The following is a 12,963-nucleotide window of genomic DNA, read 5'->3' on the forward strand; positions in this document are numbered from 1 at the left end:
CCCGCTACTGCGCGCCCTTCGCCGCGTACCCGCGCCACGTCCACTCGATCGCGTGCGGCAGGAACCGCCCCTGGGCCTTGCCGTCGCAGTGGCCCGACCCGCGGCAGAACAGGTACTGGTACTCGTACCCCTTCGCCTTCAGCGCCGTCGCCATGCGGTGGTTCGCCGCCACCCAGTCGTGCATGTTGTCGCGCATCACGTTCGGGTTCAGCAGGTCGCGGTCGCCGACCTGGATGAACAGCCGGATCGGCTTCTTCGGCTCCTTCGGGATGAGCGTCTCGTGGAAGCCCCACGCCCCGTCCGGGTACTTCGGGTCGAACGGCCACGCCTGGTTGACGAACGTGCCCGAGGTGGTGAGCGCCCGGCGGTACAGGTCGGTGCGGAACCACGCCATGATGAGCGCGCACGACCCGCCGGAGCTGCACCCCATCGCCGCCCGGCCGTCGGGGTCCTTGGTCAGCTTCACGCCGCAGGTCTTCTCGACGCGCGGCAGCACCTCGTCCTCGATGTACGTGGCGTAGTCGCCGTTCATGTTGTCGTACTCCTTGCCGCGCTCGTGCCCCTGCGCGTCGCCGCCGCCGTTGGCGATGGAGATGAGGATGATCGGCGGGATCCGCTTCTGGTGGATGAGGTTGTCGAGGATGGTCTTGTACCCGTTGGCGTGGCCGGGGCCGTCGTGCACGACCATGAACGGCGCCGCCGTGCCCGGCTGGTACTGCGCCGGGACGTACACGCCGACCGCCCGCTTGTAGTCGATCGGGTGCGTCTCGACGACCAGCGTCTTGGGGTTGGTCGGGTCCACCTTGCCGAACACCTTGCGGGCGATGCCGGGGTTGAACAGCTTCGTCTCCTTCGAGTCGATGACGAACTGCTGCACCTTCCCCTCGGGCACGCCGTCGGCCTTCTTGCGCTCCGGGGCGGTGACGTAGTCCGGCCCGATGACGAAGTTGTCGTAGGCGTCGAGCGGCGGGAGTTCGCCCTTGCCGAGCGTCTTGAACGGCGGGGCGCCCTTGTCGTCGGGGCTGCGGGTCGGCGGCTGCGCGACGGCGAGGCCGGCGGCGGCGAGGAGGAGCAGTGCGGCGAGGCGGGACATACCGGCTCCGGGAGGGGTAGCGGGTGCTCGGACGGCACCCGGGCGTGCGCGGGTAGCTTATTCACGCCCCGCCGCACCGGCCGGCGACCGCGGCACCGCCGGCGTGGTATCATTCGACCGGACGTCACACGGGTGTCGAGAACGAGACACACCCGCCGGAGGCCTCACATGACCCGCCCCGCCCTCGTCCTCGCCGCGCTCGCCGCCGGCGCCCTGCCGGCCCGCCCGGACACGCCGCCGCCCGTGCTGGCGCTGACCGGCCTCGACCCCGTCGCCCTGGCGGCCGGCACCGAGACGCCGGGCAAGGAGGGCATCGAGGCCACCTACGGGCGGTTCACGTACCGGTTCGCCAGCGAGGCGAACAAGGCCGCGTTCCTGGCCCGGCCGGGCGAGCGCGCCGTCCAGTTCGGCGGCGCCTGCGGCCGGATGGGGCCGTTCAGCGGCACCGGCAACCCGGCCCGATTCCACGTCCACGACGGCCGCATCTACCTCTTCGCCTCGGAGGCCTGCCGCGACTCGTTCAAGCGCGACCCGGACAAGCACGTCGAGCAGCCGAACCCGGCCCCGCAGGGGACCGCCGACGAGAAGGCCCGCGGCGCCCGGCTGGTCGAGCGGGCGCTCGACGGCTTCGGCGGGGCGAAGGCCGTGGACGCCCTCCGCACCCTCTCCCGCGTCGAGAAGGTCGTCTACACCCAGGGCGGCACGGAGACGGCCGGCACCGCCCGGAGCGTCTGGGCGTTCCCCGACGCGGTGCGGACCGAGGAGAGCTTCGGCACGCCCTACGGCCACGTGGTGACGCGGGACGGCGGGTTCGAGTTCCTGGGGCAGAAGGACTGGGCGCTCGAGCCGGCGATGCGCGCCGACGCCTGGCGGCGGGCGCTGCGCGAGCCGCTGGTGCTGCTGCGGAACCGCGCCGCGCCGGGGTTCGTGGCCGTGGCCCGCGGCCCGAACACCGTCGAGGTGGCCCTCGCCGGCGCCACCTCCACCTGGACCCTCGACGAGAAGACCGGCCGGGTGGTGCGGGCCGAGTTCCGGGCGCGCCGCGGCACGGTCGGCGACAACGCGGTCGTGTTCGCCGACTTCCGGGCCGTGAACGGCGTCGTGCTGCCGCACAAGCGGACCGAGTCGTTCGACGGCAAGGAGATCACCGCCCCGGCGCGGCGCGTCGAGGCGCTGGAGGCGAACGGCGAGGTGAAGGCCGAGCTGTTCGTGCGGCCCAAGTGACCCGGGCGAACGGCGCGACGCCGGCCCGCCGGCGGGGTATGATTCCTCCGGAGCGACCGGCAAACCCTGGGAGGCGAGCATGTCCGAGGAGCGCGACCCGCGGGTGGTTCACGTGGCGCCCGACCTGCGCATCGCCAGCACCGTGGCGGCGTGGTTCGGGGAGAAGGGCTACCTGTGCGAGGTGGTGGTGCCGGAGCACCCGGCGGAGGCGCCGGACGGCATCGGCCTGACGGCGCACGCCCCGCCGGGCGTCGAGGTGCGCGTCCTCGACGTGGACCAGGCCCAGAAGGCGAAAGACCTGCTCGCCGACGCCTTCGCCGCCCGGGAGCTGGCCGAGCGCCGCGCGGCCCGCACCGGCACCGTGTCGGCGACGTGCGAGGAGTGCGGGACGGCGTCCGAGTGGGCGGCGGCCGACATGGGGAGCACGCAGGAGTGCCCCAGCTGCGGCCGGTACATGGACGTCCCCGACCCCGACGACGACTGGTCCGACGTGGACTTCGGGTCCGAGGACGACGCCGCCCCGCCCGCCGACCCGAAGGCCGAAGGCTGACATGCCCGCCGAACCGACCAGCTTCACCGTCGTCGCCGCCGAGGCCGGGCACACCCTGGCCAAGGTGCTCCGCAGCCGCCTCGGCGGGCCGTCGTGGGGCGAGGTCCGCAAGCTCATCGCCGCCCGCCGGGTCAAGGTCGGCGACACGGTCAGCACCGACGACGCCCGCCGCCTCAAGGAGAACGAGGTCGTCGTCCTCCTCGAACACCCGAAGCCGCTGCCGCGGACGGCGCACCCCGAGCGGCTCGTCATCCGCCACCTCGACGAGCACGTCGTCGTGGTCGAGAAGCCGGCCGGGGTGAACACCGTGCGCCACCCGGCCGAGCTGGAGTGGTCCGAGGAGAAGCGCGAGCTCGACCCGACGCTCGAAGACCTGGCGCAGTGGGCCGTCGCCCACCGGCTGAAGCGGCCGGCGTCCGACCTGAACCGGCTGCGGATCGTCCACCGGCTCGACAAGGAAACCAGCGGGCTGCTGGTGTTCGCCCGGTCCGTGCTCGCCGAGCGCGAGCTCGGCATGCAGTTCCGCAAGCACACCGTCACGCGCCGCTACCTCACCGTGGTGCCCGGCATCTTCCTCGACCGCACGGTCACGTCGAACCTGGTGCCGGACCGCGGCGACGGCCGGCGCGGCAGCACGCCCTTCCCGGCCGTGGGGAAGCGGGCCGTGACGCACTTCACCGTGCAGGAGCGGCTGCGCGGCTACACGCTGCTGTCGTGCCGGCTGGAGACCGGGCGGACGCACCAGATTCGGATTCACCTGTCGGAGGCGGGCCACCCCGTGTGCGGGGACAAGGTGTACTGCAAGAAGCCGAACGGCGAGGTGGTGGCGGACGCGAGCGGCGCCCCGCGGCTGGCGCTGCACGCCACGGAGCTGGGCTTCGCGCACCCGGCCAGCGGCGCGGCACTGCACTGGGACATGCCGCTGCCGCCGGACCTGGCGAAGTTCGTCGCGGCGCTGCGGTAGCCCGGAATGACGAATGACGAATGACCCACCAATGACGAAGGAAGACACACGCTGCTTTCCTTCGTCATTGGTGGGTCGTTCGTCATTCGTCATTCCCGAACGACCCGCCCGTCGTCGCGGATGGTCAGCGTCGGCTTGCCGTCCGCGAGCCACGACGCCTCGAAGCCGGTGCGCGTCGCCCCGAGCGCCACGCGGCCCGCCGGCAGCATCAGCCCCAGGTCGCGCGGCTCGGCGGTGTAGCGGCCGGCCTTCTTGCGGTGGATACGCTCGGCGTAGCAGACGCGGTGCAGCCAGTCGCGCGCCTCCCACTCCGGGTCCGGGCGGAACGCCTCGCCGGGCGCCGCCGCGAACTGGACGTAGCCCCAGCGCTCCGGCCGGTGCATGTCGATGACGCCCTGCGGCGACCACACCCAGTTGTGCTCGTCGCGCCCCGGCACCTTCTTGTACTTGCCGCCCTCCACGACCACGTCCCACTCGACGCGCGAGAAGTTGATCCGCCACCGGTCGCCGGCCTTCGGCGGCGCCGCGGCCAGCTCCTTCAGCCCGGCCCACGGCCAGCGCACTTCGAGCGTCCAGCCGGTGTCGGTGTCGCGCGGGTCGTTCAGCGTGCCCTGCACCTTCACGGCCGTCTTCAGACCCGTGATTTCCCAGGCGTTCACGGCCTTGCCGCCGTCCTTGTACGGCTTCGTGAGCAGTAAATCCCACGTCGTGTTGAGGGTGTTCAGCTCCAGCTCGCCGTAGGCGTGGTTGTCGCCGTCGGGGTCGAGGAACAGCTCGAAGTCGTTGTCGCGGAAGATGACGGAGTCGTGCTCGGTGAGCGTGCCCCACACGTGCGGCTCGACGAGCTCCGCGGCGACGTACAGCGCCTCGTCGTCCCACGCCATCTTGACGCGGGTGCGGTGCCGCGGCGCCGGCCGGCGGTCGCCCTCGATGTCCGCGAACGCGTCCGACCACGGCACCGTGGCCCAGGCCTTGTCGGCGAGGTCGCCGTCGATGACGACGGGCTCGGCGAGCCGCGGGGCGACGTAGCCCTTGGGGTGGGGGAACGCGCCGGTCATGTCGGCGTCGGTGGGCGGGGCCGCGGGGGCGACGGCGGCGACCGCGAGTGCGACGAGGCAGAGAAGGCGGCGCGGCATGGGCGGCCTCGGGTAACGGACGTGGTGCGGATGTGATACGAGTTCCCGGTTCGGAGCCCCGAAGGGGCGGCAGCCAATAGCCCGGGGCGCAAGCCCTGGGCAGCGTCGGCGGTGTCACGAGGGGTCACGCGGTTCGGACTTCGCCGCCGCCTACCCAGGATTTACACCCCGGGCTATTGGCTGCCACCCCTTCGGGCCTCAAGGCAACGGCCGTCGGCCGCCCGGCTGCTATCCTTCCCTCATGCTCCTCGACCTGAACGCCGACCTCGGGGAAGCCGCCGGGTTCGACGCCGCGCTGATGCCGCTGGTCACGTCCGCGAACGTCTGCTGCGGGGCGCACGCCGGCGGCCCGGACGAGACCGCCGCCACCCTCGCGCTGGCCCGCGCCCACGGCGTCGCCGTCGGCGCCCACCCCGGCTACCCCGACCGCGAGCACTTCGGCCGCCGCAACCTGCCGACGCCGTCGAACACCCTGTACGCGCAGCTCGTCCACCAGCTCGCCGGGTTCGTCGCCGCGGCCGCGCGGGCCGGCGTGGCGGTGCGGTACGTCAAGCCGCACGGGGCGCTGTACAACCAGGCCGCCGCCGACGCCGCGTTCGCCAACGTCCTCTGCTCCGCGGTCGCCGGGTGGGACTTGCCCGTCGTCGGCCTGCCGGGGTCGGAAGTCGAGAGGATGTGCGCCCTGCTGAACGTGCCGTTCGTGGCCGAGGGCTTCGCCGACCGCCACTACCGGCCCGACGGGTCGCTCGTGCCGCGGACCGAGGCGGACGCCTTCGTCCACGACCCGGCCGAGGCGGTGGCGCAGATCGAACGGCTGGTGCGGGAGCGCGGCGTCCGCACCGTCTGCGTCCACGGCGACAACCCGGAGGCGGTGGCGTTCACGACGGCCGTCCGCGCCGGGCTCCTGGCCCGCGGGTTCGAGCTGAGGGCGTTCGCCGCATGAGTCTGTGCGTCAAGCGCCCCGGCATGCTGTCGCTGCTGGTTGATGCGGGTCGGCCGCGCAGCCGCGCCCTCGGCGTGCCCGTCGGCGGGGCCGCCGACCGCGCCGCGCTGGCGATCGGGAACGCGCTCGTGGGGAACGCGCCGGACGCGGCCGCGCTGGAACTCACGCTCGCCGGCCCGACGCTGGTGGCCGAGCACCCGACGGCCGCGGTCGTGTTCGGGGCGCCGTTCGCGGTGTTGGCACGTGGCACGATTATCACCCCGGGCACGACGTTCCAGCTCGAACCGGGCGACACGCTGACGATCGGCGCCACGCCGGCCGGCGCCCGCGGCTACCTGTGCGTCGCCGGCGGGTTCGACGGGCCGCTCGTACTCGGCAGCCGCTCGGCGCTCGACCCGCTGACGGCCGACGCCGTCCTGCCGTGCCGGCCGAGCCGCGGCGAACCGCGGGGGCTGGGGTTCGCGGCGCTGCCGGACGCGGAGCCGTACACCCTCCGCGCCCTCCCCGGCCCGCAGCGCGACTGGTTCGCCGCCGACGCCTTCTTCGGCCGTGAGTACACGGTGACGCCGGCCAGCAACCGCATGGGCGTCCGCCTCGCCGGCGAGCCGCTGACCCGCCGGCCCGGCGAGCTGGTGTCCGAAGCGGTCGGCCCGGGGGCGGTGCAGGTCGCCAACGACGGCCTGCCGATCGTGCTCGGCGTGGACGGCCAGACGATCGGCGGCTACCCGAAGGTGGCGCACGTGATCCGCGCCGACCTCGACCGCCTGGCGCAGCTGCGGCCCGGCGACCGCGTCCGCTTCCGACTGGTGACGTGGGAGGAGGCCGAGGCCGCCGCCCGCGAGCGCGCCGCGGCGGTGCGGGCGTGGCTGGTCCGCCTGCGCGCCGCCGACCGCGCCCCGGTGTGCGGGTACTGACCCGTCGGTTGTCCGGGTTGCGTGAGGCGGGTGGTGGGCTTCATCGTGCGGGGTGAGGGGGTTAACCACCTGCGGGGAAACACGACGGCGGCAACGCACCCCCGGCAACCCGCGGGTCAGTCGGAAGGGGCGTCGCCGGCACCAACGCTACCGCCCCGCCGCGAGCGCCCGTGCCTGGTCGCGGGCGGCGCGCAGGTCGGCCCGCCCCGGGTCGTCGCGCAGGCCCGACTCGAACGCCTCCGCCGCCTCCGCCGGGCGGCCGAGTTCGCGCAGCGCCGTCCCCAGCAGCCGGGCCGCCGGCGCGTCCGGGCCGACCGCGTCGAGGTACGCCCGGGCCGGCTCCACCACCGCGGCCCAGTCGCCGGCCGCGGCCGCCGCCGCCGCCCGCAGGTAGTCCGCGGCCGGCATCCCCGGCACCGCCGCCGCCGCGCGGTCGGCCCACGCCCGCGCCTCCGCCGCGTTCCCCGTCATCGCCGCCACCCCGCCCTCGATCAGGCAGCGCACCGCGTACCCGTCGCGCGGCAGCGCCGCCGCCCGCGCCGGGGCCAGCGCCGCGGCCGCCCCCGCGGCGTCGCCGCCGCCGAGCTTCTCCGCCGCCGGCCCGAGCGCCGCCAACCCGGCCTTCACCTCCGCCGAGAGTCCGTCGCGGCCGAGCTGGCCCGCGGCCTGCCGGCTCAGGCGGACGCCGGTCCGCACGTCCTCCAGGTCGAACGCCTTCCACCCGGCGGCGGACCGGACGAGCCACCACCGGTACGTCGCGGCCCGGCCGCCACCGCGGTGCCGCGCCGCCACCACCAGCTCGTCGGCCTCGACGCCCGGCCCGACGCGCCGCACCTCGACCGACGCGGGGGCGAAGGCGAGGCCGCCGGCGCGGACGGCGGCGGCGAGCGCGAAGCGGGCCCGGACCGGGCCGCCGACGGGGTCGGCGGCGACGCCGGCGGCGCGGAACGTGTCGGAGCGGGCGACGGCGGCGTGGAACCGCTCGGCGTCCAGCAGCGCGACCGCGGCGGCGGGGTCGGTACGGGCGGTGGTGGTGAGCGCGTCCAGCGCCCGCACGACGGCGGGGTCGGGCGCGGCGTCGGGGGCGGCGGCCGGCGGCGGCGGTTCGGTGGTCGGTTCGGGGCGGACGACCCGGACGCCGAGCGCCCAGTCGCCGGCGAGCACGACCGCGACGAGGAGTGCGACCGGCACGGCGGGGACGAGCAGGAGCCAGCGCCGCGGCGTCATCCGCACCTCCCGTGGCAGTGTACCACGGGGCGGTGGCGGGCGGCGAGTTGGGGCGTCGGCCCCGGCTTCTCGGATCGCGCGCCGCAAACTATTGCGGGTCAACGACCTGCTCCGATCGCCGGAGCCGCAGCTGGATCGAACCAACTTTTTTATGAGTCGGTGACATGATTCCGGGGATCGACCCCCCCCGGCCGGAAGAATCATTCCGCCGCGGCTACACCCGGCTGAACGCCGGTTGGGCCAACTCCGTCGGCTCGGCCGGCTCCGCGGGCGGCGGCGGCGCCCCGGGGTTCCGCAACTCCGCCACGAACGCCGCCAGCCGCGACAGCCCCTCGCGCAGCCGGCCGTCGTCCGCCGCGAAGCTCAGCCGCACGTGCCCCGCCCCCGACGGCCCGAAGGCGCAGCCCGGCCCCACCAGCACCCGCCGCTCGCGCAGCAGCCGCTCCGCGAACACCCGACCGTCCAGACCCAGGCTGCTCACGGGCAGCCACACGAAGTACCCGCCCGCCGGCCACTCCGGTTCCAGGCCCAGGCCGCGGAGCCGGTCGATCACGTACCGCCGGCGGTCGCGGAAACGGGCCAGCGTCGGGGCGAAGTCGGTGTCGGCTTCCGCGACGGCCTGCGCCGCCGCCTGCTGGCACACCGTCGGCACGTAGGGGGCGCTCAGGCTCGCCGTCAGGGCGCACGCCCGGACCAGCGGCCGCGGCCCCGCCAGCCAGCCGACGCGCACCGAACCGAGCCCCCACCCCGGCGTCACGGAGCCGGCCGTGAGGACGCGCTTCTCGGCGCCCGGCAGCGCCCCCAGCGACTTGCCGCGGCCGTCGTAGCGGAACCGGCCGAACGACTCGTCGGCGTACACCAGCGCGTCCGAGCCGGCGGCGATCCACAGCAGGTATTCCAGGTCTTCCGGCGCGAAGCACGCCCCGGTCGGGTTGGCGGGGTCGGCCAGCACCAGCAGCTTCGCCCCGCGGACGGCGCGCTCGAAGTCGCGCTCCAGGAACCGGCAGCGGCCGTCGTCGTTCCAGGTGGGCACGCGGCGGACGCGGGCGCGGCGCGACTTCGCCCCGAGGTCGAACAGCGGCGAGCACGGGTCGAACAGGACGACACGGTCGCCGGGGTTCACGAACGCATCCAGCGCCGCGGCGTAGGCGGCGGTGGCGCCGTGGGTGACGAACAGTTCGTGCTCGGGGTCCACGTCCCGGCCGTCGCGGCGGACGTAGTGGTCGGCGAGTGCGTTCTTCAGGTCGGGCGTGCCCCACGGCGGCGGGGTGCCGCGGCGGTCGGGCGTGGGCCGGCCGGGGCCGACGGGCGAGTCGGTGCGCGGCGCGGGGAGGTTCAGGTCGAGCACGTCGGGCGGCAGCGGGCCGGGGAGGTAGGCGGGGTCGAGGAGTTCGTCGGCGGGGGCGGCGAGCACCTTGTCGGAGAAGTAGCGGACGGCGTGAGGGTGGCCGTCGGTGAGGCGGCGGGCGGACGGCAGGAAGCGGGCGACGCCGGTGCGAACGAGCAGCCGGGTGAGCCAGAACGGACGGGCCACGGGGTCGGCCTCCATGCCGGGGGGCGGGCGCGGCATTGTGCCGCGCCGGCGTGGGGGGCCGTCAAGGGGAACCGCTTGCCGCCCCTACCCCCCTCTCTAGACTGATCCCGCACACGCAGCCCGGCCCGCCCCGCGGTCCGGGATGTTTTTTGGCCCGGCTTGTGAAAAACTTCACAAGCCCCGCTACAATGGGCCTGGGCTCGCACGGAGGGCGGTGCGTGGTGACGCCGGTGCCGGTGCCGACTGCGGCGGGGGTCGAACCCGCGTTCGACCTGTCGGCCTACTACCCGATCCTTCTGTTCGCCGGCGCCGCCGCTGCGTTCGCCCTCGGCTCGTTGCTCGCCACGCACGTGTTCCCGTTCAAGCCCCGTAAGCCCACCCGCGTCAAGCAGATGCCCTACGAGTCCGGCATGGACCCGGTCGGCTCGGCGCGGATGCAGTTCGACATCAAGTTCTACCTCATCGCCATCCTGTTCCTCGTCTTCGACGTGGAACTGCTGTTCCTCTACCCGTGGGCCGTGCTCGCCTACGGCGACGGTGGCAGCCCGGCGTGGCGCGAGGCGTTCGGCACCGTCGTGTTCGTCGAAATCCTGGTGTTCCTGGCGACGCTCGCCATCGCCTACGTGTACGCCTGGCGGAAGGGGGTGTTCCAGTGGCGATGACCGGCTACCTGCCCGACTTCTTGGTCACGAAGCTCGACTACGTCGCCAGCATGGTGCGGAAGCACTCGCTGTGGCCGATGCCGTTCGCCACCGCCTGCTGCGGCATCGAGCTGATGGCGACGGCGAGCAGCCGGTACGACATCGCCCGGTTCGGCAGCGAGGCCATGCGGTTCAGCCCGCGGCAGTGCGACCTGATGATCGTCGCCGGCCGCGTGGTGATGAAGATGGTGCCGGTGATGCAGCGCATCTGGCTGCAGATGCCGGAGCCGAAGTGGTGCATCAGCATGGGCGCGTGCGCCAGCTCGGGCGGTGTGTTCGACGCTTACGCCACGGTGCAGGGCATCGACCGCTTCCTGCCGGTGGACGTGTACGTGCCCGGCTGCCCGCCGCGGCCGGAGCAGTTGATCCGCGCCGTGCTCGACATCCAGGAGAAGGTGCAGCGGACCGGCACGATCGACGCCCGCGAGTTCGCCGCGCGGTCGGCCTACGAGGGGCCGACGGCGCTGGCCCGCGAGCTGGGGGCGGAGGAGGCCATCGTGGCCCCCGGCGACTACCGCACCGCGACGCGCCTCCGCACGCCGTTGAACTGAGGCGACGCCATGCCCGCCACCATCGACACGCTGACGACGAAGTTCCCCGGGGCGTTCACCGTCTCGGCGTTCAAGGACAACGCCCGGGTCGAGCTCGCCGCCGAGACGGCACCGGCCGTGTTGTTCGACCTGCTGAAGTGCCTGAAGGACGAGTGCGGGTTCGACTTCCTCGCGGACGTGGCCGGCATCGATTATTTGAACTACCCCGGGGCCGCGGACCGCTACGCCGTGGTGTACGCACTGGCGAACACGGCCACGGCGCAGCGGGTGTTCGTGAAGGCGTTCGCCAACGACCCCGACCCGGAGCTGCCGTCGGCGGTGCCGCTGTGGAAGGGGGCCGAGTGGATGGAGCGGGAGGTGTACGACATGTTCGGCGTCGTCTTCCGCGGCCACCCGGACCTGCGCCGCATCCTGATGCCGAGCGAGTTCACGAGCTACCCGCTGCGGAAGGATTATCCGCTGCGCGGCCTCGGCGAGCGGCACAACTTCCCGACCATCACGCGGGCCGAAAGTTAGGAACCGAAGCAGAGTTTTGACAGGATAACAGGATGAAGCAGGATGAAAGGCCAAGACTGATTTTGATCTGATTCTTATCCTGTTTCATCCTGTTGTCCTGTCAAATAATCGGGTGCTGAGATGCCGGTTGACGTGCTGCCGATCGCCGACGAAGCGGGTGCGGACCAGGAGTTCCTGTACACCCTCAATTTCGGCCCGCAGCACCCGGCCACGCACACCACGCTGCGCCTCGTCCTCACCCTCGACGGCGAGACCATCGTCAAGGCCGTCCCCGACATCGGCTACCTCCACAGCGGGTTCGAGAAGCTCGGCGAAGACCTCGACTTCAACCAGTACGTCACCGTCGTCGACCGGATGAACTACATCAGCCCGTTCGCCAACGAGGTGAGCTGGCACCACACCGTCGAGAAGCTCCTCGGCATCGAGGTCACGCCGCGCTGCAAGTACCTGCGTGTGATTCTCGCCGAACTGGCCCGCATCAACGACCACCTGTTATGTGTGGGTGCGGCGGCGCTCGACCTGGGGGCGCTCACGGCGTTCCTCTACGCCTTCAACGAGCGCGAGAAGATTTACAACATCTTCGAGGCCGCGTCGGGGCAGCGCTTCCACCCCGGGTTCAGCCGCGTCGGCGGGCTGATGAACGACATCACCGACGACGTGGCCAGGCTCATCCGCGACTTCCTCGCCACGTTCCCGAAGGCGCACGCCGACGTGGTCCGGCTGCTGAACCGCAACCGCATCTTCGTGGACCGCACCAAGGGCATCGGCGTGCTGTCGAAGGCCGACGCGATCAGCTTCAGCTGCTCGGGGCCGGTGGCGCGGGCGTCCGGCGTCGTGCGCGACCTGCGGAAGGACGAGCCGTACCTGGCGTACCCCGAGCTGCAATCGGCGTTCAAGGTGGTGTGCTCGACCGGCGGCGATTGTTACGCCCGCTACCACGTGCGGATGGAAGAGATCGTGGAGTCGGTGAACATCATCAAGGCGGCGGTGGAGAACATCCCGAGCGGGCCGGTGAACGTCGCGCTCAACGACAAGGTGACGATCCCGGACAAGACGGCGACGTACCGCAGCATCGAGGGGCTGATTCAACACTTCGAGCTGTTCATGTGGAACCGGCAGTGGGCGCCGCCGGTGAACGAGGTGTACGGCGCGACCGAAACCGCGAACGGCGAGCTCGGCTTCTACCTGGTGTCGGACGGCGGCCCGCGGGCGTGGCGGGCCCGCACCCGGCCGCCGTCGTTCATCCACTTCGCGGCGTTCCCGTCGATGATGGAAGGGCACCAGATTTCGGACGTGCCGGCGGTGCTGGGGAGTTTGAACATCATCGCCGCGGAGCTGGACCGGTGAGACGCCGCGGCCGCGTGGTCCACGGCCCGGGGGTCCGGCTGCTGTGCGTGGCGTGCGTCGCCGCCGGCGGCTGCCTGTGCCTGTGGTTCGCGGTCGCGCTGCCGTGGGTCGTCGCGGGCGACGCCGACCCGCCCGACGACTGGCTGGAGGGCGTCGGCGAGTGGTGGCCGTTCGCCGTGCTGCTGGCGGGGGCGGGGCTGTTGCAGTTGGCGGTCGCGGGGTGGGGCGTGTGGTCGTGGGGTTCCGCGGAGGGGGCGGGCTAG

At 73.0% G+C, this 12,963-nt stretch carries 14 protein-coding genes; 10 read left to right on the plus strand and 4 right to left on the minus strand.

What is annotated here, in order from left to right:
* Window positions 1-4: 4 nt before the first annotated feature.
* Window positions 5-1,093 (minus strand): alpha/beta hydrolase, encoded by a 1,089-nt coding sequence (locus ETAA1_RS01480; protein WP_145233679.1) that lies wholly within the window; start codon window positions 1,091-1,093, stop codon window positions 5-7.
* 168 nt (window positions 1,094-1,261) lie between these two features.
* On the opposite strand from ETAA1_RS01480, the gene ETAA1_RS01485 reads away from it, so the two are divergent.
* The 3 genes from ETAA1_RS01485 (at window position 1,262) to ETAA1_RS01495 (ending at window position 3,831) form a co-directional block, all read left to right on the plus strand.
* Complete coding sequence (locus ETAA1_RS01485) at window positions 1,262-2,317, plus strand: ferritin family protein (RefSeq protein ID WP_145233681.1); 1,056 nt, start codon at window positions 1,262-1,264, stop codon at window positions 2,315-2,317.
* Between the two features lie 79 nt (window positions 2,318-2,396).
* Window positions 2,397-2,867 carry a hypothetical protein gene (locus tag ETAA1_RS01490; RefSeq protein ID WP_145233683.1) on the plus strand — a complete coding sequence of 157 codons (471 nt, stop codon included), beginning with the start codon at window positions 2,397-2,399 and terminating at the stop codon, window positions 2,865-2,867.
* Between the two features lies 1 nt (window position 2,868).
* Entirely contained in the window at window positions 2,869-3,831 is a 963-nt protein-coding gene (locus ETAA1_RS01495) for an RluA family pseudouridine synthase (RefSeq protein ID WP_145233685.1), read from the plus strand.
* Window positions 3,832-3,920: 89 nt separating this feature from the next.
* Here the strand turns inward: ETAA1_RS01495 and ETAA1_RS01500 are convergent, their stop codons facing one another.
* Entirely contained in the window at window positions 3,921-4,967 is a 1,047-nt protein-coding gene (locus ETAA1_RS01500; protein ID WP_145233686.1) for a carbohydrate-binding family 9-like protein, read from the minus strand.
* A 241-nt stretch (window positions 4,968-5,208) separates the two neighbouring features.
* Here ETAA1_RS01500 and ETAA1_RS01505 point away from each other — a divergent pair, with 241 nt between their 5' ends.
* Both ETAA1_RS01505 and ETAA1_RS01510 read left to right on the plus strand, forming a co-directional pair.
* Window positions 5,209-5,910 carry a 5-oxoprolinase subunit PxpA gene (locus ETAA1_RS01505; RefSeq protein WP_145233687.1) on the plus strand — a complete coding sequence of 234 codons (702 nt, stop codon included), beginning with the start codon at window positions 5,209-5,211 and terminating at the stop codon, window positions 5,908-5,910.
* The gene (locus tag ETAA1_RS01510) at window positions 5,907-6,824 is read left to right on the plus strand and encodes a 5-oxoprolinase subunit C family protein (RefSeq protein WP_145233689.1); all 918 of its coding nucleotides are present in this window, start codon (window positions 5,907-5,909) and stop codon (window positions 6,822-6,824) included. Before ETAA1_RS01505 ends, ETAA1_RS01510 begins: the two co-directional genes overlap by 4 nt.
* 147 nt (window positions 6,825-6,971) lie before the next feature.
* Here the strand turns inward: ETAA1_RS01510 and ETAA1_RS01515 are convergent, their stop codons facing one another.
* Window positions 6,972-8,051, minus strand: coding sequence for a hypothetical protein (locus ETAA1_RS01515; RefSeq protein ID WP_145233691.1), 1,080 nt, complete (start codon window positions 8,049-8,051; stop codon window positions 6,972-6,974).
* Between the two features lie 214 nt (window positions 8,052-8,265).
* Entirely contained in the window at window positions 8,266-9,621 is a 1,356-nt protein-coding gene (locus ETAA1_RS01520; RefSeq protein WP_145233692.1) for a pyridoxal phosphate-dependent aminotransferase, read from the minus strand.
* Window positions 9,622-9,803: 182 nt separating this feature from the next.
* Between ETAA1_RS01520 and ETAA1_RS01525 the strand changes: the two genes are divergently transcribed.
* The 5 genes from ETAA1_RS01525 (at window position 9,804) to ETAA1_RS01545 (ending at window position 12,963) form a co-directional block, all read left to right on the plus strand.
* Window positions 9,804-10,247, plus strand: a complete 444-nt coding sequence (locus ETAA1_RS01525) for an NADH-quinone oxidoreductase subunit A (RefSeq protein ID WP_238389346.1) — start codon at window positions 9,804-9,806, stop codon at window positions 10,245-10,247.
* On the plus strand, window positions 10,238-10,837 hold the full coding sequence (locus tag ETAA1_RS01530) for an NADH-quinone oxidoreductase subunit B (RefSeq protein WP_202920580.1): 600 nt from the start codon (window positions 10,238-10,240) through the stop codon (window positions 10,835-10,837). The genes ETAA1_RS01525 and ETAA1_RS01530 overlap by 10 nt, the downstream gene beginning before the upstream one ends.
* 9 nt (window positions 10,838-10,846) lie before the next feature.
* On the plus strand, window positions 10,847-11,353 hold the full coding sequence (locus ETAA1_RS01535) for an NADH-quinone oxidoreductase subunit C (protein ID WP_145233697.1): 507 nt from the start codon (window positions 10,847-10,849) through the stop codon (window positions 11,351-11,353).
* A gap of 120 nt (window positions 11,354-11,473) precedes the next feature.
* Window positions 11,474-12,700: an NADH-quinone oxidoreductase subunit D gene (locus ETAA1_RS01540; protein WP_145233699.1), complete on the plus strand. Its 1,227-nt coding sequence runs from the start codon at window positions 11,474-11,476 to the stop codon at window positions 12,698-12,700.
* A complete protein-coding gene (locus ETAA1_RS01545; protein WP_145233701.1) occupies window positions 12,697-12,963 on the plus strand; it encodes a hypothetical protein in 267 nt (88 codons plus the stop codon). The genes ETAA1_RS01540 and ETAA1_RS01545 overlap by 4 nt, the downstream gene beginning before the upstream one ends.

Origin of the sequence: Urbifossiella limnaea, assembly GCF_007747215.1 — a bacterium.
Lineage (GTDB): Bacteria > Planctomycetota > Planctomycetia > Gemmatales > Gemmataceae > Urbifossiella > Urbifossiella limnaea.